This is a genomic window from Tissierella carlieri (genome assembly GCF_018917285.1).
GTDB classification, from domain to species: Bacteria; Bacillota; Clostridia; order Tissierellales; family Tissierellaceae; genus Tissierella; species Tissierella carlieri.
In genome coordinates this window covers 53,952-77,866 of record NZ_JAHLOH010000013.1, presented here as the reverse complement: position 1 = coordinate 77,866, position 23,915 = coordinate 53,952, and the positions used below count along the sequence as shown (strand labels likewise).

Here is a 23,915-nt window from a genome sequence, read left to right as displayed (position 1 = left end):
GGACAGTAATGAATTAATTTTCAAAACTATCCTTATATTTTAACCTATTTAATTAACCATCCGCTATATATAACAAATACAGCTCCATATACAAACCTTGAACATACTGCCAGTTTCTCTATTTCTTCTGGTTTACCCAACTTTCCTAAATGCATTACTATAAGCTTCTTCTTATATGAAACTTACTTTTTGTATCTATTATTTTATCTATCGCCCTAGAAATTTCTTCTTTATCTAGTTTCTTAATTTTATTATCTATATAAGAAACATATCCATCTTCCACTAAACAATTAATACTTTTCAGTGTTACTCCTGTTGCGGTGATAATATCTAAAATAGTGGCATCAGGATGCTTCCTTATATGCTCTATGATTAGATCATGCTCTCTCTCTGTTTTTTTAAAACAATCCTCACAATATGATCTTCCATTTCTATCAAAGAATTTCCCACATCTCTTACACATTTCATATGCCATGAAAATCACCTCAAGTAAATTATATCATAGAATTCAATAAATTCTCTCATTTTATAAGATTTGAAACTTAATACCTATATAGGTTGGTAGAAATAAATTAATCCCCTATATAAATTCTTTTCTTTTATCCAATTATCTAAGGAAAACATCTCTTTTTGTCCCCAATTGGACGTAATTATATAATTAATACCTTCTAAATCTTTAACATAGCCCGTAATAGTCACCCAATGATATCTGAGGTTTTTGATTTTGCTATTCCAAGTAAGCATTAGTACTGGTGAATCTATCATCAATCCTTCTTTAATAAAATTTATGGCAGTATCTACATCCTTAGGCATAGATAGACTTTTGGCATCTAGGATAACCCCCTTAGATTTAGCAAATGATTTCAATCTTTTATTTAATTTTCCTAAACTAGGTATACCAAATATATTAGGTTTAACATATCTATAAATTTCATCAATAAATCTAGTGAATTCAACTCTTGAAAGACCCGGATATCTATATATATCCTCTAACCCCTTCCTATACATAGCCATATGGATCAAAGCATTTCCAGCAGCAGTTACACCACAAGACCTATCTGCCCAGAATTTAGTTCTCAGCTTCTCCATATATAGCCACTTTTGAAGTCCACCATAATATAAATTATTAACTTTGACAAAATCTTCATGGTCTGTTAGATATGCTTCTTCTATTATATTTTCTTTTACTGTTGTATTAAGATTAGTCAAGTATGTTCCTCCATTCAACTTCTGAAATTCATCTTCAATTCATTTACTTCTTTCTAATTGTATCATATAGCTGAATGTAGATACATGTTTTTTTGAATCCAATTATATCCTATTTGCTTATAAAAAAAGAACAGAAAATCTGTCCTTATAATCTAATATCTATAGTCTTACCTAGATGAGGAGTAATTGATTGCTCCATCATCTTCGTATTTACCTCTAGCATTTGAGTCAAATCTACGGGTTGTACTTCTACTGTATCCATTGCCATCTTCATTACTGAAATACTGGCTTGTTGGGCTATTTTCATTTGACTAAGATTCATTGATAACGCTGCTATATCCATGGTATTACCTCCTCTGTGGTTCTTTATATACTCATCAATAGATAAACAACCTTTATTTCACACAGCAGATTAAATAACTTACTTATTTGCTTTTGAGTACAGAACGATATATAGTTCAATCTAATCTTTTATAACAATAATTCTAGCTAAAAATGGATCTTCATCTTTATAAATAGAGAACCCTGTGCCTTTCTGAAATAATAGTATTTTACTAATATTACATATTTCTTTTAATTGTCGAAGTAAGTCCTCCTCATCTATAAACCTTCTATAGTGGTTAGAATATATTTTTTGCCTTTCTTCATCTTCCTTAGTTCTAAACTCAGCAACAAAGATATCTCCCTTATCAACATGGCTTGATATCGCCTCTAAAAATGTTGTCTGATTACTCTCATCTATTGAATGCAGGAAAAATCTTGAGTAATACATTATATTTTTTTGTTTTTGTTTAGCTTGCTCCTTTGCTTCTTTAAATATTTCCGACATTAATATTTTATCTGATATATCAGCTTTTTGAAAAGTTATGTTTTTATACCTCTCTTCTTTTATCAATGAATTTGCAAATAAAATTGCTTGTTCCGACCTATCCAACCCTATAACTTCATGTCCCTGTTGCACAAATTCAAAAGAGTCTCTAGCCGATCCACATCCAATATCTAAAATCAAATATTTTTCTTTAATAAAATCATTTATGAAAGAGCAGAATGAAGAAGGTTTTTGTATCTTTGAATCTAAATAATATTGCTCCCAATATATTTCATTCATATCACTATCTTCCAAAAACTCAATGCTTTTATTTAGTGTTTTCCACTCAAATCCAAAGTCTGGTATCTCCCATCTTTCTCCATATATTTGTTTCAAAACATCTTTATAACTTTTAGGTATTAAAACATTACTTCCTTGTATAGCTCTCGTTTCTATTTCAAATTTATTTTTCTTACTAATAATTTCTTTACCAATATAATTGAAAGAAAGCAAAAATTCTAAGTTATCGTTAAACCAAGAGCAATAAATATTAATGCTAGCATCTGATTTTGTATTACTTATTTGAATATGTGACTTAAAAATTTTTAACTGATATCCTTTCTTTATTAATAACTTTGATATTATTTTAAATTCCTCAACCACTTTATCTTTATTATTTTCCTTAGATAAATATGCACAATCAAAGTTTCCATCATTAGAAATAAAATTTTTCTCTCTAACAATCCCCAATAAAGTTCCATAACATGCATACAGATCATATGATAAATCATTATTAAATATATCCCTTAGCTCATCATATAGCTTGATAATCTCTTTCCTTAACTCTTCGTTTTCTTTTAAAGATAGTTTTAACTCACCATTTATATCAAAAACATAACCTTCATTTAATCTCTCTAATAATTTGTCAACACTATAATTACCAGTAGTATCACATTTATAACTCAATCCATGTTTATAAATCGGTAAGATATCATCATAAACTGAAATTGTAATCTCATCATTCTTGCTTAAATAATCAAATAAATCCTTTATTAAGAATTTAAATCCACACTGATTACTAATTATACTATCGTGTTCAATTTTTCTTACAGCAAAAGTTATTGCCACAGTTACACCATTTACCTTCAATTCAACTTTTGGAGCTTGTATTATCCCCTTCTTATCATCATTAGCAATTACCCACCCTTCAATGGATTCATTAGTTATTTGTTCTACAATACCTTTAATTTTCATTAGCATTGCCTCCACTTTATTATAATTAGATATTTGATTGTTTTAAATAATTTATTATTTTAAAATAGGACTCATCAATGCTTTCTTCTTTTGTATTTACTTCCATATTACTATTTTCTGGGAATTCATATTCTTCATCAATTCCGATAACATGCTTTTCTTTCCCAGCTAAAGCTCTCATATAAAGTCCTTTAGGATCTCTTTTTATGCATTCTTCTATTGGACAATTAACATTTATCTCAATATAGTTTTCAATTCTTTCTCTATTCCTCCTTCTAATTTCTTCATATGGCGATATAGCTGCAATTACAACATTTATACCATTATTATTTAATAATTTTGCCATTGCCCTATATACATTTGCTGCCTTTATTCTTTCTTCTCTAGTGTATCCAAACATTCCACCTATTTCTTCTCTCATAATATCTCCATCTATCAATTGTACCTTTTCCCCAATGTCATCAAGATACTTTACTATTTTTTCTGCCAATGTGCTCTTTCCAGATGCACTTAATCCAACTAGCCAAATTGTATTTCCAATTCTCATGAGACTTTATCTCCTTAATTTATTAAATTTTCAATAATGCTGAAATATGAGAAATTATTATATCAAAATACTTAGTTACCTTCTCAGTATTCTTATTTGTTTCATCTTCTTTTGTCAAATTATTTTCTAGCACAATGCTAAAATCTCCTAATATAAATCTCCCGTCCTGTTCTACATTATTTTCAGACTTAAATATTAGTGTATGCTCCCAGTCCCTGATAACAGCCTTATATGTTTTTCCTGGATATATAGATTCAGAATATACGTACTCCTTTTCTTCCTTACCACCTAAAATCTTAGGAATTTTTCCATCTAACTCCTGAGAATTGAATTTAATTGAAGCCTTTTCTAAAATAGTAGGTAGAATATCTATATTTTCCATTAATTCATCAGATATGGTGGAAGAAATGTCTTTTCCTCTGATCATAAAAGGTACTCTCGTTCTAGCATCTCTTAGAATATAATCTCCTTCGTCTATATAGGATTGTCCATGATCTGAAAATAATGATACTAAGATTTCATCATTTGTATACTTATTTTCAATAAAATCATAGACTATTTTCAAATAAAAATCTATCCTATTTAATTCATTTATATATCTTTCTATCTTTCTTTCATCATAATCTTTTACTACTGATTTTTTTTCATCTTTCTCAATTATTCTTGAGTCAATACTATTTATAATTTGATTACTTACTTTGGAAGTTATGCTATCGTCAATATTATGCAATTCAAAAAATGATAACCAGATAAAATGATCTCTCTCTTCAAATGCTCGCATCTGCTCTAAAAAAGAAAAAATGATTTCTTCTGCTCTAGACCCTATTGTAGCTGATTGATAAATCATTCTATCAAAACCTTTTACATATCCATAAGATGGTGTTTTCCTCCAATTTCCACAAGATTGGAATGTCAAATAGTTATCTTCTTTAAAATAAGTTCCCATTGATTTACAGCTATCACTTATAGTATGTAATAGTTCTGGATGAAAAATTTTATGATTAGATTGGTACTTTCCTGTAAATATAGTAGGTACACTAGCTAATGTCCATTCCGCATTACTGTAGCAATTATTAAATATGGTTCCTCTATTAAAGAAATTATAAGTGTTTGGCATAAGCTTTTCTAGTGAATATTTATCTATTAATTTCTGAGATAATCCATCTATAAATAAATTCAAAATCAATTTTACATTATGCTTCTTGTATTGATTTAAATCTAAAGGTTCACCTATTATAAACTTATTATTACTTTTAATTCTAACTTTTCCTTCACTTCTAATAGGTATATAATAAAATCTATTAGAAACAAAGTCATTGAACTTATATTCCTTGTTGTCTAATATTATAGTTATTGAAGTATTTTTATCTAAAGTAGCTAATGGTAAAACTGATTTGTTTAGGTTGCCTAGAATAAATTCTCCACTTTCGTATATTTTCCCTCTCAATGTCTCTGTCTTATAGAAATTCCATAATTGAGTGGGATAACTCTCCAGTGCCTCGTCATAATATAAGGAAATATACCCCTCTCCATTTTTATCTTCAAATAATGGCTTTCCAATCCAAGTATCATCATTGTTTTTCAATGGAAATAGCTTATAGTTAGATTGATTAATTTTGGATAAATCAACCTTTTCATCTATCTTTTTAATCTCATTTATTGCATCCTGTATAATTGTTTCTTCCTCTTTAGTAGTTGCTACTGATTTTGCAATAATAAAAGCATTAGCTGCTTCATGATATTTTCCCTTTGCTTGACATATAAATCCTAAGTTATAATTTAGGTCAAAGTTAAAAGGTACCTCAGTTAATCCATCTAATACATGTTGTTCTGCTCTATCTATTTCACCTTTTATCATTAACATTACAGTTTCAATAGATATGATTTCTATATCTTCAGGAAAAAGTCGTTTATATTCAGCTATTTTTGCTTTTGCATTAACAAAGTCCCCTTTTTCAACAAGATTTCTTATTATCTTTTTTAGGTATTGTGCTTTTTCTATCTTGTTATTAAATATATCTTTGATACTTGATATATTATTTAAGTTCATTATTTACACCTCTTGTATTATATATTTAGAAATCTTTTTCTAAGTTTAATAAACTAACCATTATTCCAAATTGGATTTTTTAATTTCCATTCACCATATTTATCCTTTTGAAATAATTCTCCATTGTAAAACTTATCTACGATTGTCCAAAATTCATTAACTGTATAGCCCAAAAAGTTACAAAAATCTTCTATTACTTTTGAATCAAGATTATGATCATGTTTTTTTACTAACTCTATTCCTTCTTCTCTACTAATGAGCCCATATCTAATAAACCTTGATGCATAATCAGTTGCAGTAGCATGTCCAAACTTTGGATATTTCATCCATGGATGTACTAAATAAGCCCTACTTTCAACCTGATCAAAATCTTCAATATGATGTTGTCTTTTCCATTCATTATTTAAATCTTTAAATCCATTTTTCTTAGCAAATATATAATTTTGATAGCTATTAAATCTTAAAAAATAACTTATATAAATAGGATCCAACTTATTATTTATATCCTCTATACTTGGCGGATTACATAAAATTAAATCTTTAACAGAAATATTTTCGTCAATAAGTTCATTAAAATCTATATCAGATGCTACACCATTATTTAATTGGTTTCTAGCACTATAAGTTTCTTCTCTATCTACTCCGCCATATTCATAACTAATATTCTCTCCATATACTAATAATGGTGTATTAAACTTTATCGCCATATACATTGGGTATGTGTATATTAATCTATCAATATACCATGTTGGTTTACCATATTTCTCAAATGTTTTCCTCATTATATATTTTTGCAATTTAATATTAGGTTTTAATGATATTATATTACATCCAAATCTTTCTGAAATATTTCTAATATTGTTTTTTCCTGCTTCTGTCATTGGGAAATTATCTTCAACAGATACTAATAACGGATTCATTCCCATGAGCTCTTTCATTACATAGACTTGGTAATGACTATCCTTTCCACCACTAACTGCTATCATGCAATCATAGCTATCACCATTCATCCCACGATATTTATCACATAAAATCTTTAGCTCCTCATATCTCGCTTCCCAATCAATTCTATCTTTTTGTTCCTCTACTCTACAGGCTTGACATATTCCTTCCTCGTCAAATAAAATTCCTGGTCTTGTGTCTGGCATTACACATTTTTTACAATAATTCATTGATTTAACACTCTCCTTCTTATGTCATACACTATAATTCATTATTTAATATACACTCTGCGACTTTAAAATCGTATTCATCATCAATATCAATGGATCTTGTTTTCTCCATTATATATGCATAACTATTTTCTTTGTATAAGTCTTTATATTTAAGAAAATAATCGACTTTACATAAATAAATAGCACCATTCAATCTATAATACTTAGGTAGCTCTTGCCTTCTAGTCTTTATATCCTTCGGCAAAAATCCTTTCAATGATAATGTTTTATCTAAAGTATTCATGTATAATGGTGAATGCTCTGATTCACAGACACTTACTACTGAATTTGCATTTTTTTCAAATAATAACTCTACAGCACCTAATATATCTTCTGCTTGCCTTAATGGGGATGTTGGCTGTAAAATCATGAAATAATCATATTGTTTACCTGTTTTTTCTAATTCCTTTATTGTATATTCTACTACATCATTTGTAGTTGCTTCATCTGTAGAAAGATAATCAGGTCTTAAAAAAGGAACTACTGCTCCATAGTTTATAGCTATATCTGCATAAATCTGAAAATCTGTAGATACAATTGTATCATCGAATATATCACTTTTTATAGCAGCCTCAATAGTATAAGCAATCATTGGTTTACCATTTAATTGTTTTATATTTTTATCTTTTAATCCTTTAGAACCACTTCTAGCTGGTATAATAGCTAGAAACCTTTTATTTTTATACATAATATAATCCACCTTTATAAATCATAAAATGATTTCTTTAATTCAATCCCCTTATTTAAATTATCTTTTATTACATATAGTATTTTTTCAGAAACATTTCCATTCCCATAAGGATTTACAGCATCTTTAATCTTCTCTTTAAAATTATCTGATAATCCCAATTTAATTGCTTTGTATATTTCACTTTCTATTGGCTGACAATTTATTACTGTTCCTGGTTGAATTCTACCTTTTTGTCTATCTCCAATATTAATTGTTGCCACCTTAAAAGATGGTGCCTCAACTATTCCACTTGAAGAATTTCCTATAACTAAATCTACATATTTCATTGCTGATAGATATCTTAGTTGCCCCATTGATATAAAATCCACTGCTTTATCCTTATTCTTATTCACATAATCATCTATCATACTATTAATTATTCTTCCGTCAGTATCTGAATTTGCTTTTGTAAATATTACCTTCAAATCATTAAATTTATCTAGTGTATTAAGTAGTTCTTGAAATTGCACTTTAGCTGTATTATCCTCTAGCGTTACTGGATGAAATGTAACTAATGCTGTCCTTATTCCAAATCTAAAATTAATATTCTGTTCTAACTTTTTTTTATCCAACAAGTCTAAAGTTTTAATGCTTTCAATACCAATTGCACCAACATTAAATACTCTACTTGGTTCTTCTCCTAGTTGTATTATCCTTTTTCTATATTTTTCTGTACTTGTAAAATGTAAATAACTCATCTTAGTAATAGAATGTCTAAACCCTTCATCAAAAGCTCCTTCCGTTGTTTCCCCACCATGAATATGGGCTATAGGAATTCTTGATATGAAAGCTGAAGATACTGCTGAAAATATTTCGTATCTATCACCTAACACAATTACCATATCTGGTTTTAATCTTCCAAATGCATCGGCAAATCCAATCATAGCTAATCCCATTGATTTAGATATCCCTACCGCTGTAGCAGAACTAATTAACATTTCTATCTTTTCATCAATCATAAAACCATCTTCTTCTATTTCTTTATAGGTAAGCCCAAATTCTGGTGATAGATGCATTCCAGTTACAATTAATTGAAGTTGCAATTCATCATCTTCTTTTATCCTCTTTATAAGTGGCCTAAAGAGTCCATATTCAGCTCTTGTCCCTGTAACTACACATATCTTTTTCATATCTCTATCAACTCATCTTCTTCATAATCTCTAATTGCTAATTTACCTATAACTTCATCCCATCTCATAGGAGATATCCCATTCCCTGGTCTTTTAATTTCTAAATTTTCTATTGTAAAGACTTCACCTTTTTTAATATTTCTTCCCGCTACTATGCTTTTTCTAACTATATTTATATTTTTTGCTTCAGATTCAGTTAATTTCTTTAATCCATCTCCTAGAGCCATTTCAATATTTCTTATGCATCTAACCATTTCTCTAAGTTCATTTGGTTCTAAGCTTGCTCTATGATCTGGTCCCTCCATAGTCTTATCCAAAGTAAAATGTTTTTCAATTGCTGTAGCACCTAATGCTACTGCTGCTATTGGTACTTCTATGCCCAATGTATGGTCTGAATATCCTACTTCTACTTTAAATGCTTCTTTTATTGTATTCATTGCATTTAAATTTACATCACCTACTGGTGTAGGATATTCTGTATTGCAGTGTAATACAGTAATATCTGTAGTTCCACTTGTCTTTAATATTTTTAAAGCTTTTTCTATATCTCCAAGAATAGACATTCCAGTAGAAAGTATTACCTTTTTGTTTAATGATCCTATTTTTCGTAGATAGGGTAAATTTGTTATTTCTCCTGAAGGTATTTTAAATATTTCAAGACCTAAATTATTGAGTAAATCTATGCTTTCTAAATCAAAAGGTGATGATAAAAACATTATACCTCTAGATTTACAATAATTAATTAATTCTTCATGTTTCTCATAATCTAATTCCAGTCTTTTTATCATTTCAAATTGATTTTCTTCATTACCTGTTGTCACTTCTTGATATTGAGCTTTCTGAGCATTTTTAGTCACTAGCTTTTCAGCTTTAAAACTTTGAAATTTAACTGCATCTGCTCCTGCTTCACTAGCTTTATCAATTAATTTCTTAGCTAAATCGATACTTCCATTATGGTTAACACCTGCTTCTGCTATTATAAATACTCTTTTCACTTTTTCACCTCTTTACAAGGACTTCCATAAGCTTTAACATTGCTTCCAATATTTGTTATAACCACAGATCCAGCACCTATTACTGAATCTCTACCAATTTTTATATTTTGAATTATAGCTGAATTAGTTCCAATATGTGTATTTTCTCCTACGACTACATTACCACTTATAGTAGTTCCTGGTGCTATATGACAAAAGCTTTCTATATTACAATCATGTTCGATTATTGCTCCTGTGTTAATTATACAATTACTCCCTATTTTTGTACCTGCATTGATTATTGCTCCTTTTCCAATAAAATTCCCATGTCCTACTTCAACTTTATCTGATACTATTGCAGTATTATCAATTATATTTGGAAAAAAATATCCTATATTCAAAGCAATAGAATATAACTTTCTTCTTATTCTTGTATCTCCAATGCTCCCCATAGTTAAAAAGGCTTTCATAATTCCATTTTTATAATAGTATTCTAATTTATCGTCTGTTCCGATTACTTTTACACCAAATATTTCATCCCCAACTTTATTATGTAAATCTAATATTCCTATTATTTTATACTCTTTAGATTTACTAATAGAGTCAATAACAGATTTACAATGCCCACCACCACCAATTAGGATAACATCTTCCATCACTTTATACCTAACCTTTCAAGCATGATTTCCATTTCCTTAAACTGTCCCATATCCAGCCATGCCCCTTCACTTATAGGATAAACTCCTATCTTTTCACCTTTATTTATATAGGTATTTATTAAATCTGTTATATGAAAGAACTCATTTTCTGGGATGTCATTAATTACCTCTGGTTCTAATATATACATGCCAGTATTTACTAAGAAATCATATTCTGGTTTTTCTATCATTTTTTTTACATCACTATCTTCATTTATTTGAATAACTCCATAAGGAATTGTATAATGCTTAAGTGAAGTAATTAAAGTAATCTTTGCTTTATGTTCTTTGTGATATTTCAGCATATCTGAATAGTTCCCTTCAATCAAAATATCACAATTGCTAAGAAAGAAAGTATCCATTATTTTATCTTTTAATAAATATAGACCCCCTGCTGTACCTAAAGGTTTATCCTCATCTATATAGTCTATTACATATGTTTTTTCAATTTCATTAAAATATGCCTTTATCATATTTTTCTTATAGTTCACTGTCATATAAAAGTTATTACATCCATATTCATTAAACCTATTTATAATTCTCTCTACTATTGGAATATCTCCTATAGGTATAAGTGGCTTTGGTAGTATCTTTGTATATGGATCTAGTCGAGTGCCTTTTCCACCAGCCATTATTACTACTGGATTATCCATTTTCTTAAATTTGAACTTTATATTAAAATTATCATTCCAGAAAATAATATCTATTATTTCTTCTTTCTTGTTTAAAACAGGTATAGCTTCTATACTGTATTCTTTAAGAACCTTCTTTGCATCTTTTATATCTTCTTCACATATATACTTTGGCGACCTTATCATAATCAAACTAATAGGTTCATTTAGATTACCATTCTTCAGTATCCATCTCCTAATATCCCCATCTGTAAGTACACCTATTAGCTTATTATTTTCAACTACTAACAATATTTTTTTTGCTGTTTCATCCAGTTTTTTTATAGCTTCTTTAATTGATAAATCTTCATTAATAAATAAATCTTGTATGTTCAAAGGGATCCCCCTATCTTTCTAATTCTCGCAAAATATCACAAACATATTTTGCCTCTTCTTTTGCAAGGCTTGTACTACAAGGAATATTTAATATTCTATCTATATAGTAATTTGCTTTTTCTATTTTATGAGCTTGATTATTCCTATATGGTTTTTGTTCATGAATTAATCCCCATATTGGTCTTGTTTGGATTTTATTTTCATTTAATTTGTTTAGTAGTTCATCCCTACTAAGTCCATACTTCTCTTCATCTATTAATAATGAATAAAACCAATGGTTAGCTCTGGTATTTTTATTAAAATCAAGAATTGATATTCCTTCTATTTTATCGATTTCTTCTTTATATAAATTATAATTTTCCATCTTAATTTTAATAAAACCTTCTAACTGTTCTAATTGTGCAACTCCCAGCGCTGCTTGTAAATTTGTCATTCTATAGTTAAATCCCACTTCATCGTGAATATAGTATAATTCATCATCTTTTGCTTGGGTGGAGAGATATTTCGCTTTATCAATTAGATTTTTATCTTTAGCTACTAACATTCCACCTCCACCAGTGGTTATTATTTTATTTCCATTAAAAGAATATACACCAAAATCACCTATAGTTCCTGCAAACTTACCTTTATATCTACCTTCTGTTGAATATGTTCCTAAAGCTTCTGTCGAATCTTCTACTACCTTCAGCTTGTATTCTTCAGCTATATCTATAAGTCTTTCCATATTTGCCATATTACCGAATATATGGACTATTACTAAAGTTCTAATTGCTTTTCCTGTTTTGTTATTAATTAGTCCATCATTTGTCAAAGTACATTCTTTTCTACAAAACTCTTCAAGCTTGTCTAAATCCATGTTTAAAGTATCGTCACAATCCATAAATACAGGCTCTGCACCAAGATATCTAACCGGATTTACTGCTGCAATAAAGGTAAGAGTAGGCACTATTACTTCATCGCCATATTTTACTCCCGAAAGCTTTAAAGCTAAATGAAGCCCCGCTGTGCCTGATTGACATGCAACACCCTTTTCAATCTTGAGATATCCTGCAATATTTTTCTCAAATTCATTAATATATCCTCCACCTGTAGACACCCATTCTGTTTCTACTACTTTTGTTACATATTCTAATTCTTTTCCTTTTAAGTTCGGTACTGATAATGGAATAAATCTACTCATTTCTATCGCCCCTAAATATTATATATATCAATTTTATATTTATCTAAGTTGTTTTTTATCCATTCTATAGTTTCAGCCAATCCTTGTTCTAAAGTATAGTTTGGTCTCCAATTTGTCATTCTTTTTATCTTTTCATTGGACCCTAACAACCTATTTACTTCAGACTTTTCTGGTCTTAATCTTTCTTCTTCACATATTATTCTTGCACTAGAGTTAATTTGATTAATCATTTCTTGTGCAATTTCACCTATTGATATCTCTTGCTGTGTTGCAATATTTATTTCTTCACCTATTGTATTAATAGCTTTTCCAATCTCAATAAATCCTTGTACTGTATCTTTTACATAATTAAAATCTCTAGTAGGAGTTAATGAACCTAGTTTAATCTCTTCCTTTCCTGCTAACAGCTGTGTAATTATAGTAGGTATAACTGCTCTTGCTGATTGCCTCGGACCATAGGTGTTGAATGGTCTAACTATTGTAATAGGCATATCAAAGCTTCTATAAAAAGACTCTGCTATTCTATCTGCACCAATTTTTGTTGCAGAATAAGGAGATTGTCCTTGATATGGATGTTTCTCATCTATAGGTATGTACTGGGCTGTACCATATACTTCTGATGTTGAAGTTACAAGTATTCTGCTTGTCCCTAAATCTCTTGCAGCTTGTAATACATTTAATGTCCCCTTTATATTTGTATCTACATAGGAATCTGGCGAATGATAACTAAAGGGTATAGCTATTAAAGCCGCTAGATGATATACCCCTTCTATTCCCTTCATAGATTCTCTTACTCCATTTGGATCTCTAATATCACCTGTGAATATTTCTATTTCATTTAAAATTTTTTTAGGTAATGTATCAAGCCACCCCCATGAGTTGAAAGAGTTATAATATACAAAAGCTCTTACTTTATGCCCTTGTTTAAGTAAATCTTCTACTAAATGGCTACCAATAAAACCATCTGCCCCAGTTACTAACATTCTAGACATCAATTTCACCTTCTTTAATATCTTGATTAATATATTCCAATATATTATATTTCATTTTTTCGTAAATAGGTTTTATTAATTCTATATCTAAGCTACATTTGTCAATAAATCCTTTGTAATTATTTAATAAATCCATATGTTTCTTATAAATATCCTTTTCCATCTTAGAAATCTTTACAGCATCAGCAAGTAATTTATGTTGAACTCTATTCATTTGTAAAATAAATGTCGTAAAGAAATCATTAGATTCTAAAGCTGTAATACTTATATCTAATTTATTATACATAATATCTAATTGTTTGAAATTTCTATTTCTAACTAACTCTAACATTTTGTGTAAGTTTGTATTATAATCTTTTATCCACCTATATGAGTCCTCAAAAGCCAAATCCATAGATTCAACCTTGTTCTTTAATTGTTCCTTGTTATAATTAGTTTTATCACCATCAAGCCAATTATCTATTACAACTGCTTCCTGTAAGTGTTTATCTATTATATCTTTTAATTCTATAAATTCAGTACCTTGTATTTTTGCCCCACCTTTTGTAGTATTAATTACCCTACCTTTTTCCATACTAGTAATATATAATTCCATTTGAACTCTCATACTATTAAAGCCATCATCAGTTCTTATTTGATTGCCATATACATCTTCTACCCATAGTGCTTTTTCTACTTCTTCATCCGTCAATTCATTACTATAATGTATTCCCTCTGAATGTTGTGCCTTACCTACATATCCCAGATTTTGACCTACTAAGATAATAGGACTAAACCCCAGGTTTGCTAATAATTGCAACGTAACAACTGCAATACTAGGCGCATCTAATACTATGTTAACTTCCATATCCGAATTAGATTCCAAATAATAATTTGCTATTTTATCTTGAGAAGTGATCATATGGTATTTTTTCCCTAGATAATTCTCTAATGTTTCATATCCTACTGATGAACCAAATATCATAGGAATATCACTTATACCCTTTTCCTTAACTTTGTCAAATACTTTTTGATTTAACTCGGTTGGATCATAGGTAGTTGCTGCATGGGGATAAATATTGTGATGTATAAGAGTATTTATAGCAGAACCTACACTAAATATATAGGCAAGACCTTTTTCCTTAATATACCTAATACTTTCTATTTCTTCATTTAATGAAGGACCAGCTGCAACAATTATTGCAGGTTTATTTTTAAACTCTCCTTTTTTTTCTATTAAAATATTAGGAGTAGATAAAACTTCTTTAAAATTTATCATACTATTAATTATCCATCTTCTTTGAAAAGAATAATTAGTCGCTATACTACTTCTATTAGACTTTATTATATCTAAAAATGTCTTATTAAATCTTTTAAATTCCTCTTCAAAGGCTTGCTTATGAATTGGTAGTTCAATTATTATGGTTTCTTTTCGATTAATTTCCAAAAAGTTTCCTATTTCAATTTGTATATTATCTAATCCTATACTTAATCCCCTTAGTTCTTTATATTCTGGTTTAGATAAATTTCTAACAGATAAAAACTTCTCCATTAATTCTTCTATAGGTTCAAATATATAGAAGTTATTATTTGGATTTTCTTTCACAAGTAAATCTATATGGTAACCTAATCCGGTCCCATAGAATATTATATTTGTGTCTTTTATATCTTTATATCCTTCTATAATAGTTTGTGCTTCTCTTATAGGATCGTATTTGCTATGAAAATATATTGTTTTTCCATCTTTATTATATAAAAGAGTTTTATCACCCCTTCTTGTTTCCTTAATTAAAAATTGTTTATCTTCATTTTCTTCTACTAATTTTAATTTTTCTCTTACTAATGGGAATTTTTCTCTTAAATAATTAATATTATCAATTAAGATCATCAAGTTTTCCCTCCATCTTGACTAATTCTAATAGCTTTTCTTCCATTTCTTTGAAAATTGGTAATATCTCGTATAATAGCATATCTGCTATTGTGACGTTATCACTATTTTCTAATGCTTCTTCAAAATTTGGTAAAATATCCTGTAATGAGAATATTTCCTTTGCGTATAAATTCCAAAACTCATAGGAAGATACTACATCATTAAGTCTTTTATCTTGATCTATTGAGGAAAATGTATTAATTATCCAAGTAATTCCACCTAATAAATCATTTAATCCATGCCAAGATTCTTTATCCGGATTCTTATAGAATTTATTTGCAAGTTCTTCTGTTTTTTCTGGAATTCTTCTAATATATTCAATGGTAGATATTAATATATCATGAATCAATTCTTTATGTGTTAATGTAATTACTTCTACTTCTTCTATTACTCTAATATTATCTAAGAAGTAATCATAAAAATCTTGATATATTTCAAAATCATCTATCACCATATGACTTAAAATTTTAGATGATTTATTAACTATATTATCTATTTCATTAAAGATATTATCTATTTCTTTTGTATTATTTTCCAACTCTAATACTTGATTTTCTATATAAATTTTCAACATAAAACCCCCATTCTTCACTATGTATATATTATCGGCAAAATTTGATATATATTTACATGATACAATATTTTAATAGATATTTACATAAAGAAAGATAGTCAGAAATTTTTCTGACTATCTTTCTTATTATATTGTTAATTATCTTAATAATTGTAATACAGTTTGAGGCGCTTGATTTGCTTGAGCCAACATAGCAGTTGAAGCTTGTTGTAGTATATTTTGTTTAGTTTGCTCCATCATTTCTTTTGCCATGTCTACGTCTCTAATTCTTGACTCAGATGCTTGTAGGTTTTCAGCTGAAGTATCTAAGTTCTTAATAGTATGCTCTAATCTGTTTTGAATAGCACCAAGTTTTGATCTTTCTTTGGAAACTGTTTCTAATGCATTGTTAATTGTAGTAATAGATTTAGATGCTGATGCTTGAGTGGATATATCAATTCCAAGACCGCTTTGTGTTATAACACCAGCTGCTGTAGTTCCTGAAGCAAGAGTTCCTGAAACAGTAGCATTTAATCCTAATTTTTCTAATGCTGCTTTAACATTTGCATTTGTTGAAGTTATACCAGTACCTGATAAAATATTTACAGTAACAACTGCAACATTTCCTGACATCTTAGCTGTGGCACCTTCTCCTCCTCCAGAAACAGCAGCTGCTTCAATTTTAACTGTTATATCCTTATTTCTAGAATGAACAGTAATAGCTCCAGCACCCGATGTCTTATATTCATTACCATCTACTGATAAAGCCTTTGCAGCCATATCATTAACTTTTATTGTTACATCTTGTCCTTCATTTGCACCAATGTGGAATTTTTTACCTTCAAATGTTCCATCTAATAAGTTCATTGTATTGAATTGAGTTGTTGTAGCTATTCTTGTAATTTCTTCTGATAATTGATCAATCTCATCTTGAAGATTTCCTCTATCAACACCTGTATTTGTATCAGTTGATGATTGAACTGCTAACTCTCTCATTCTTTGAAGGATTGCATGAGTTTCATTTAATGCACCTTCAGTAGTTTGAATTAAAGAAATACCATCTTGAGCATTTCTTGATGCTTGATTAAGTCCTCTGATTTGACCTCTCATTTTTTCAGAGATTGCTAATCCTGCTGCGTCATCTCCTGCTCTATTGATTCTAAAGCCTGAAGATAGTTTCTCCATTGATTTTGCGCCAGCTGTATTAGCTAAACCTAATTGTCTATGAGTATTCATTGCTAACATGTTGTTATTAATTCTCATTTTTATTCCTCCTTGATTTTTGTTTGTTGGCATCCTTGCCAAAATATTTAGTACCTTTGGCCAAAAGGTTTTTTAACTTTCATTATTATTATCGGATGCTTGTCCAATAACTTTAGCATTTTCATCAGAATATTTTTCTTTTATCTCCAAAAATTTATCTAAATTGTCAAATAGTATATCCACTAGCTTTGGATCAAAGTGTTTTCCACTTTCTTCTTTAAAATATTTTAGTATATCATTTATCACCCAAGCTTTTTTATATACTCTAGGAGATCCTAATGCATCAAATACATCGGCTATTGCTGCTATCCTTCCATAGATATGTATTTCTTCTCCTTTTAATCCTCTTGGATAACCTTTCCCATCGTATCTTTCGTGATGTTCATGAGCCACTATGGATGCTGCCTTTAGGATTTCTCTTTTTGAATTCTTTAGTAGATTATATCCTATTGTTGTGTGTGTTTTTACTACATTAAATTCCTCTGACGTTAGTTTACCAGGTTTAAGCAGTATATTATCTGGAACTGCAACCTTACCTATGTCATGTATTGGTGAAGCATGGGTAAGGAGCATAGTATCTCTCTGTGATAATCCATATTCTTCTGCTAGTAGCTTACAATATTTAGAGACTCTCTTTACATGTGAGCCTGTTTCTTCTGATCTTGCTTCTGTAACTTCTCCTAATGTGTATAATATTTCTTTTTGGGTTGCTTCTATTTCTAAATTTAGACATAGGTTATCAAAAGTTGCAGATATACTTTTGTGAAATACATCTAATAATTCCATATCCACATAGTCAACATTGTCATCATTCTCTATAAATATAATAGCTTCATTTCCTGCTGTACTTTTATATCTAGCTATGTAACAATTATCAAAGAGTTCATGGTCTCCACCATTATATATTTTATTTGCTTTTATTAAATCAGTTTCTGAGACAGTTTCTCTTATTTTTTTATTGATAGAATCCTTATACTTACCAGTTCCGCCAACTATATTAAATATGTGGGTTTCACCTTGTCTAACTGCTGCAAAAGAGTTAATATTGCATTCATCTCTACCTTTACATTGATTGATTAATGAACTAAGATGACATAGACTAGATATTAAAAAATCATTTAACGCATCCTTTTCATATAGTTTAGATATGGATGATACTACTTTTTCCATTGACTCTCTATTGTTTTTTATGCGATTAATATCCCTAAAGGATCTTAGGGATGATAGAATAACTGTATTCATTTTTTTAGAAAATAAATCTGTTTTGTTTTCATAGCCATTTATATCATAGTTCAATATGATTTCATCTTGTAAACTACTAGAACCTTTCCCTGTCATTAAAACAATTCTAATATCCGTATTTTTCAGATCTTCTCTAATATATTTTGCTAAGCCTAGACCTGAGTCTTTTTCTTCTAGAAATACATCTAATAATACTAAGGCTATATCTTTATTCGCTTTTAATATATTGACAGCTTTTTGAGATGTATAAGCACTATAAAACTCTATACCTTTATCCTCGAAGGTAAGATCTTTATTGATTTCTTTCAGCATCCTATGTATAAAATTATCATCATCTACTATCAATACTTTCCAGAATCCACTTTTATTAATACAAAATCTTTCTGTACCTTCCATGGTAGCTATTACTCCTCCTTGAGTAGTCGCAAATTTAATTGCCTTATTTATTGAAAAGTTTTTTTACATCTTCTAGTTTAGAAATATTATTAAGGGCAGCCAAATTTTCTTCTTCCATTTTTTTATATAATTCATTACGTATTATATCAATGTCTTTTGGTGCTTCGATACCAATCTTGACCTTACCTTCTTCTATTTCTATTATTTTTATTTCAATTTTTCCATCTATAATTATGGATTCATCCTTTTTTCTAGTAAGTATCAGCATATTATTCGCCTCCTACTTTGGAGTCTTGATTGAAGATAAAATGTTTTGTAGTGTATCTTTCATCATCTAGAATTACTTGTTTACCTAACCTTTCCTTTGTATTAATTACTATTGGGCCTAAAAGATTAGTTGTCATTTTATTCATATCTGTTGGTATCACTACTATTGTATATATGCTTATATCTTCTTCTCTTTCTATCTTTAATTTATTAATTGCTGTCTGCGGAAGTAATATATCATAGTCACTAAATATTTCAAAGGGATTTATGACAATAAATGACAAGTCTTGGTTATTAATTGATTGTAGCCAGTGAAAAGGATTTTCCTTATCTTCATTTAATATAATTATAAATTCCTTTTCTTCTTCAAATGCGGGAATTCCTTCTTCAAAATTAATTATTTTTTCTTTTTCGATCTCTATTTCTCCAAAATTTCTAGTTTTTATTTTCATTTGTATTACCTCCTTTAATTCAATGCACAATTTATACCCAAAGGGCACTTACGCAATGCACAATTGAAAAAACTTTCGACACTAATTCCATTATAATACAAATTGTGAAATTATTATACATTATTTTTGAATCTTCTTATATGAGCATTTGTACCCAAAAATTAGAAAATGGGCGCCTAAATGTGCGCCCTTACTTTTTATCTTAGAAAATCCATTAAACTCGGCTGTATTATTCTAGATCCTACTGCTAGACTTGCTCTATATGCATTTTCTGCTATAGCTAGATTCATATAGGCTTCTGGCAAACTAACATCTTCATTGAAAGATAATAACTCTTTTAGATTCACTATTTGATTTTCTATTTTATTCTTTGTTAAGTCTAATCTATTGGATTTTGCTCCTATCTCCGCTGTAACAGATAAGACATTGCTCATGGCATCTTTTATGTCTGTTAATGCCGATTGAAGGTCATCGTTGTTATTTGTATTTAGTGCTGCTTCTAATTTCTCAAACATATCGAATAAATATGCTTTGTCACCAACACTAACATCTGATGTATAATCCTTATTTCCACTACCAAATATCTTATTTCCTAAAGTATTTACGGATACCCTTTCTGCAACTCCTACATTATATACAAATATCTCGTCCTTTTTTTCTCCTGTAGGGTTTCCATTTTCATCTAAAACATCATATTTCTTTAAATCTACTAAGTAATTTCCATTCTCATCCAATAGAGGTTTATCGGTTTTAAATCCTGTAAATATAGATCTTCCTGCATAGGTAGTATTACCTATTTGAATTAAATGTCCCTTTAATTCTTTTATCTCTTCTTTTATCTTATCTAAGTCTTCAGAATTAGTTCCATTGGCAGCTTGTACCGTTAATTCGTTCACTCTATGAAGTACAGAATTTATTTCCTTTAGTGCTGATTCAGTTTCTTTCATCCAAGAGGCTGCATCTTTTGTGTTTCTAAGGTACTGTTCCACCTTTGATATATCTGTATTAAATTTCAAAGATTTACTTGCACCTATTGGGTCATCTGATGGTACTCTAAATTTCTTCCCTTCAGTCATTTCATATTGCAATCTTTCTAGCCTCTGCAATGTACTATTTAGATTATATGTCATATTGCTTACAAGCATATTATTTGTTATTCTCAATTACACTACCTCCCAACCATTCCCAATCTATTTACAGTAATGTCTATTATCATATCCATGGTTGATATCATCTTTGATGAAGCTACATATACATGTTGGAATCTTATCATGTCTGCCATTTCTTCATCTAAATCTACTCCGGATATAGATTGACGTTTTGTATTTATGTTCTTTTGCATTAATTCTTGGGTTTTATAAAATCTTTCGGCCTGTAGGCTATCTACTGCCATGGAAGAAATCATGGCTTTAATGAAATCATCTGGAGTTCCTTGTGATATTCCTCCTGAGAAGAACTCTTTGTCCTCTCTTTGTTTTATAAGGGCTAAAAGATTTATATTATCCTCTGTTGAACCACCAGGATTTCCTGCTGCTGCTATGTTTTTTATATCTTCCAATATCTTCTTATCTAAGGTTATAGTTGATGCTGGACTACTTGAATCGTATTTAAAGAAATCAATTCCATTTATACTATTACCATTTTCATCCTTTAGTGAATATCCCTTACTATGCAGCTCATTAAACTTATCTGCAAATCCCTTGGCAAACTCATCCAACTGTTTTTGAAAATATGGTATACCTCTATAGGTATTGCCTTCTCCATTTCCTGTAAGCATATCTAATAGGCCTTTTAATTCACCTGACTTTAGATTTACTTCTCCGCCATTTTCCCAGGTTAATTTATATTCTTTTTCAGTTCCAGTATCCGTGGTTTTGAGGGAAAGTTTATTTGTAGATAAATGGTCTACTATGGATATTCCACTAAGAGAAATATTATATTTCCCATCTGGTGATTCATTTACTTTTATATTTACAATTTTAGATAGTTCATCTACTAACAATTCTCTTCTATCTCTTAAATCATTAACTTGTTTCCCATCTATTTCTAAGGAATAAATTTGTCTATTTAATCCTGCTATTCGTTCACTTAAGCTATTTACAGTCTTTATTTTTGCATCTATTTCATGTTCTGTTTCTGTTTTCATATTCATTAATCTTTGTGTTGTTTCATTGATATGTCTCGTAAATGCTAAGGCATTTTCTCTTACTGGTTCTCTAAAGGATATATCCGATGAGTTTTTACTCATTTCATCTAAACTTTTGTAAAAGTCATTCATATATTGTGTAAAGCTACTCTTAGAAGGTTCACCCATTAGCTTTTCTATCTCTGTCAAAGAATTCTTCTTTATTTCCCATTCACCCAATGGAGCCATTTCACTCCAATATTTAAAATCTACAAAGGAATCCCTTATTCTCTTAACATTGTAGATCTCTGTACCGGTACCTAAAAATCCTATACCTGGCATTTTAAATGGGTTGGTAGCTCGTTGTTCTACTTGCTGTCTTGAATATCCCTTCGTATTTGCATTATCTATATTATGATTTGTGGTGTATAAAGCTCTTTGTGACGCAAGAAGTCCCCTTACTGCTGAATTAAATCCAAAAAACATTTACTCAGTCCCTTCATGAAAATTTTGATTAGCAAGTCTATCTTCCAACTAATCCAACTCTATTCACAACTGTCTCTATCATCTCATCAATAGCGTTTATTACTCTAGAGTTTGCCGTATATGAATGCTGGAATTTTATCATATCCGCCATCTCTTCATCTAAAGACACAGCTGATATGCTTTGTCTTCTTTCATCTATAGTATTTATCAGAAAACCCTGATTTTCTGCTATAAGTCGTGAAGACTTTCTCTCTTCTCCCAAGGAAAAGATGATGTCTCTATAATAATCATCTGTACTCATCTCTCCAAAAAGAGTCTCATTTCTAACTTCGTATATCTCCTTAGCTATATCCCCATCACTAATTCCACCAGTTTTAGATATTGCTATTTTATTGTAATTCGAAAGTTCAGAATTAACCTTAATATTGGAAGCATTAATTACTCCACCTGAACCTACGAAGAAATCTCCTCCCTGATTGCCTTCTAAATCTATTCCAGTAGAATGTAAAGCATTTATCTTATTAGCTAGGGTGCCTACAAATGTATCTAATCTATCCATATATTCAACCATAGATTTATCCCTTACATCTATGAATCCTGCCAATTCCCCTAATCCATTTAAATCTATTTTTTCATTGGACTTTTCCCAGTATATATGTCCTAACCCATTATTATCATTTTTTACATCTATTCTGCTGATAAAACTTCCATTAACTATATCTCTTCCTTGTAAAGATATTATTGTTTCTCCAAAGGTATTTTCATAGGATGTAATAGGCAGCAATTCTGATAATCTGTCTATAAGTGCATTTCTTTCATCTCTAAAGTCATTGGCCTTCATTCTACTGTTCTCACCTTCGACTAGCTTAACACTTTTATTTAATTCTCCTATTTTATCCAATATATTATTGACTTCATCAACTTTAGTAAGCATTTGTTTGTTTAAGTTATATCTTATATCATTAAGTTGCCTTGATATATGATTAACGGTTTCTGCAAATGCAACGGAAGATTCATGTACTAATCCCCTAATAGTTAAGCTATCTGCTTCTTTAGAAAGCTCATCCCAATTTTTCCATAAACCATCCATTACTTTTTGTAATCCACTATCTGTTATTTCATTAAATACTCCCTCTATATCTTCAAGTATTTGTGCTTTTGCATAGTGGTATCCAAAACTGGCATTTTCACGTCGAAGTTTCAAATCTAAGAACTCATCTCTTATCTGCCTTATTTGAATAACATTAACACCTGTACCTGTTTGAAATCTACCATCAGCAGATTTCGTATATGAATTACTTGCATGTATTGCAGATTGTCTTACATAATTTGGATTATTTGCATTTGATATATTATGTGATACTGTGTCTAAAGATTTTCTTGAAGCTTGCAATCCTGATATTGATATATATAATCCTCCGAATCCCAT

23 protein-coding genes are annotated in these 23,915 nt (G+C 29.6%); all 23 read right to left on the bottom strand.

The genetic code is table 11. The features are described from left to right. Positions 1-157 precede the first annotated feature (157 nt). Positions 158-475, bottom strand: coding sequence for a hypothetical protein (locus tag KQI38_RS01875; RefSeq protein ID WP_094899663.1), 318 nt, complete (start codon positions 473-475; stop codon positions 158-160). A gap of 74 nt (positions 476-549) precedes the next feature. Further along, positions 550-1,209 (bottom strand): hypothetical protein, encoded by a 660-nt coding sequence (locus KQI38_RS01870; protein WP_216554827.1) that lies wholly within the window; start codon positions 1,207-1,209, stop codon positions 550-552. A 145-nt stretch (positions 1,210-1,354) separates the two neighbouring features. Continuing rightward, positions 1,355-1,552, bottom strand: a complete 198-nt coding sequence (locus KQI38_RS01865; protein WP_216554825.1) for a YjfB family protein — start codon at positions 1,550-1,552, stop codon at positions 1,355-1,357. A 120-nt stretch (positions 1,553-1,672) separates the two neighbouring features. Further along, positions 1,673-3,271, bottom strand: coding sequence for a class I SAM-dependent methyltransferase (locus KQI38_RS01860; protein ID WP_216554823.1), 1,599 nt, complete (start codon positions 3,269-3,271; stop codon positions 1,673-1,675). A gap of 25 nt (positions 3,272-3,296) precedes the next feature. Then, positions 3,297-3,818, bottom strand: a complete 522-nt coding sequence (gene cysC, locus KQI38_RS01855) for an adenylyl-sulfate kinase (protein WP_216554821.1) — start codon at positions 3,816-3,818, stop codon at positions 3,297-3,299. A 22-nt stretch (positions 3,819-3,840) separates the two neighbouring features. Then, positions 3,841-5,868, bottom strand: a complete 2,028-nt coding sequence (locus KQI38_RS01850) for a sulfatase-like hydrolase/transferase (protein WP_216554819.1) — start codon at positions 5,866-5,868, stop codon at positions 3,841-3,843. 53 nt (positions 5,869-5,921) lie between these two features. Further along, positions 5,922-7,040 carry an N-acetyl sugar amidotransferase gene (locus tag KQI38_RS01845; protein ID WP_216554813.1) on the bottom strand — a complete coding sequence of 373 codons (1,119 nt, stop codon included), beginning with the start codon at positions 7,038-7,040 and terminating at the stop codon, positions 5,922-5,924. A 31-nt stretch (positions 7,041-7,071) separates the two neighbouring features. Next, positions 7,072-7,770 carry an acylneuraminate cytidylyltransferase family protein gene (locus KQI38_RS01840; RefSeq protein WP_216554808.1) on the bottom strand — a complete coding sequence of 233 codons (699 nt, stop codon included), beginning with the start codon at positions 7,768-7,770 and terminating at the stop codon, positions 7,072-7,074. Positions 7,771-7,784: 14 nt separating this feature from the next. Further along, complete coding sequence (gene neuC, locus KQI38_RS01835; protein ID WP_216554806.1) at positions 7,785-8,942, bottom strand: UDP-N-acetylglucosamine 2-epimerase; 1,158 nt, start codon at positions 8,940-8,942, stop codon at positions 7,785-7,787. After that, positions 8,939-9,937 (bottom strand): N-acetylneuraminate synthase, encoded by a 999-nt coding sequence (neuB, locus tag KQI38_RS01830; protein ID WP_216554792.1) that lies wholly within the window; start codon positions 9,935-9,937, stop codon positions 8,939-8,941. Before neuB ends, neuC begins: the two co-directional genes overlap by 4 nt. Next, positions 9,934-10,572 carry an acetyltransferase gene (locus KQI38_RS01825; protein ID WP_216554790.1) on the bottom strand — a complete coding sequence of 213 codons (639 nt, stop codon included), beginning with the start codon at positions 10,570-10,572 and terminating at the stop codon, positions 9,934-9,936. The genes neuB and KQI38_RS01825 overlap by 4 nt, the downstream gene beginning before the upstream one ends. After that, positions 10,572-11,621 carry a nucleotidyltransferase family protein gene (locus tag KQI38_RS01820; RefSeq protein ID WP_216554783.1) on the bottom strand — a complete coding sequence of 350 codons (1,050 nt, stop codon included), beginning with the start codon at positions 11,619-11,621 and terminating at the stop codon, positions 10,572-10,574. The genes KQI38_RS01825 and KQI38_RS01820 overlap by 1 nt, the downstream gene beginning before the upstream one ends. Positions 11,622-11,631: 10 nt before the next feature. Next, entirely contained in the window at positions 11,632-12,801 is a 1,170-nt protein-coding gene (locus KQI38_RS01815; protein WP_216554770.1) for a LegC family aminotransferase, read from the bottom strand. An 11-nt stretch (positions 12,802-12,812) separates the two neighbouring features. Further along, positions 12,813-13,793: an NAD-dependent 4,6-dehydratase LegB gene (locus tag KQI38_RS01810; protein ID WP_216554768.1), complete on the bottom strand. Its 981-nt coding sequence runs from the start codon at positions 13,791-13,793 to the stop codon at positions 12,813-12,815. Continuing rightward, positions 13,786-15,660, bottom strand: a complete 1,875-nt coding sequence (locus KQI38_RS01805; protein ID WP_216554761.1) for a motility associated factor glycosyltransferase family protein — start codon at positions 15,658-15,660, stop codon at positions 13,786-13,788. Before KQI38_RS01805 ends, KQI38_RS01810 begins: the two co-directional genes overlap by 8 nt. Then, positions 15,647-16,273: a hypothetical protein gene (locus KQI38_RS01800; RefSeq protein ID WP_216554759.1), complete on the bottom strand. Its 627-nt coding sequence runs from the start codon at positions 16,271-16,273 to the stop codon at positions 15,647-15,649. Before KQI38_RS01800 ends, KQI38_RS01805 begins: the two co-directional genes overlap by 14 nt. A gap of 141 nt (positions 16,274-16,414) precedes the next feature. Beyond that, positions 16,415-17,518: a flagellin N-terminal helical domain-containing protein gene (locus KQI38_RS22210; RefSeq protein ID WP_276515533.1), complete on the bottom strand. Its 1,104-nt coding sequence runs from the start codon at positions 17,516-17,518 to the stop codon at positions 16,415-16,417. Between the two features lie 72 nt (positions 17,519-17,590). After that, a complete protein-coding gene (locus tag KQI38_RS01790; RefSeq protein WP_216554752.1) occupies positions 17,591-19,156 on the bottom strand; it encodes a response regulator in 1,566 nt (521 codons plus the stop codon). A 43-nt stretch (positions 19,157-19,199) separates the two neighbouring features. Further along, positions 19,200-19,424, bottom strand: a complete 225-nt coding sequence (csrA, locus tag KQI38_RS01785) for a carbon storage regulator CsrA (RefSeq protein WP_216554750.1) — start codon at positions 19,422-19,424, stop codon at positions 19,200-19,202. A gap of 1 nt (position 19,425) precedes the next feature. After that, positions 19,426-19,875: a flagellar assembly protein FliW gene (gene fliW, locus KQI38_RS01780; RefSeq protein WP_216554748.1), complete on the bottom strand. Its 450-nt coding sequence runs from the start codon at positions 19,873-19,875 to the stop codon at positions 19,426-19,428. Between the two features lie 197 nt (positions 19,876-20,072). Then, positions 20,073-21,038 (bottom strand): flagellar hook-associated protein FlgL, encoded by a 966-nt coding sequence (flgL, locus tag KQI38_RS01775; protein ID WP_094899647.1) that lies wholly within the window; start codon positions 21,036-21,038, stop codon positions 20,073-20,075. A 5-nt stretch (positions 21,039-21,043) separates the two neighbouring features. After that, the gene (flgK, locus tag KQI38_RS01770; protein WP_216554746.1) at positions 21,044-22,486 is read right to left on the bottom strand and encodes a flagellar hook-associated protein FlgK; all 1,443 of its coding nucleotides are present in this window, start codon (positions 22,484-22,486) and stop codon (positions 21,044-21,046) included. Positions 22,487-22,523: 37 nt separating this feature from the next. Further along, positions 22,524-23,915, bottom strand: coding sequence for a flagellar hook-associated protein FlgK (flgK, locus tag KQI38_RS01765; RefSeq protein WP_216554744.1), 1,392 nt, complete (start codon positions 23,913-23,915; stop codon positions 22,524-22,526).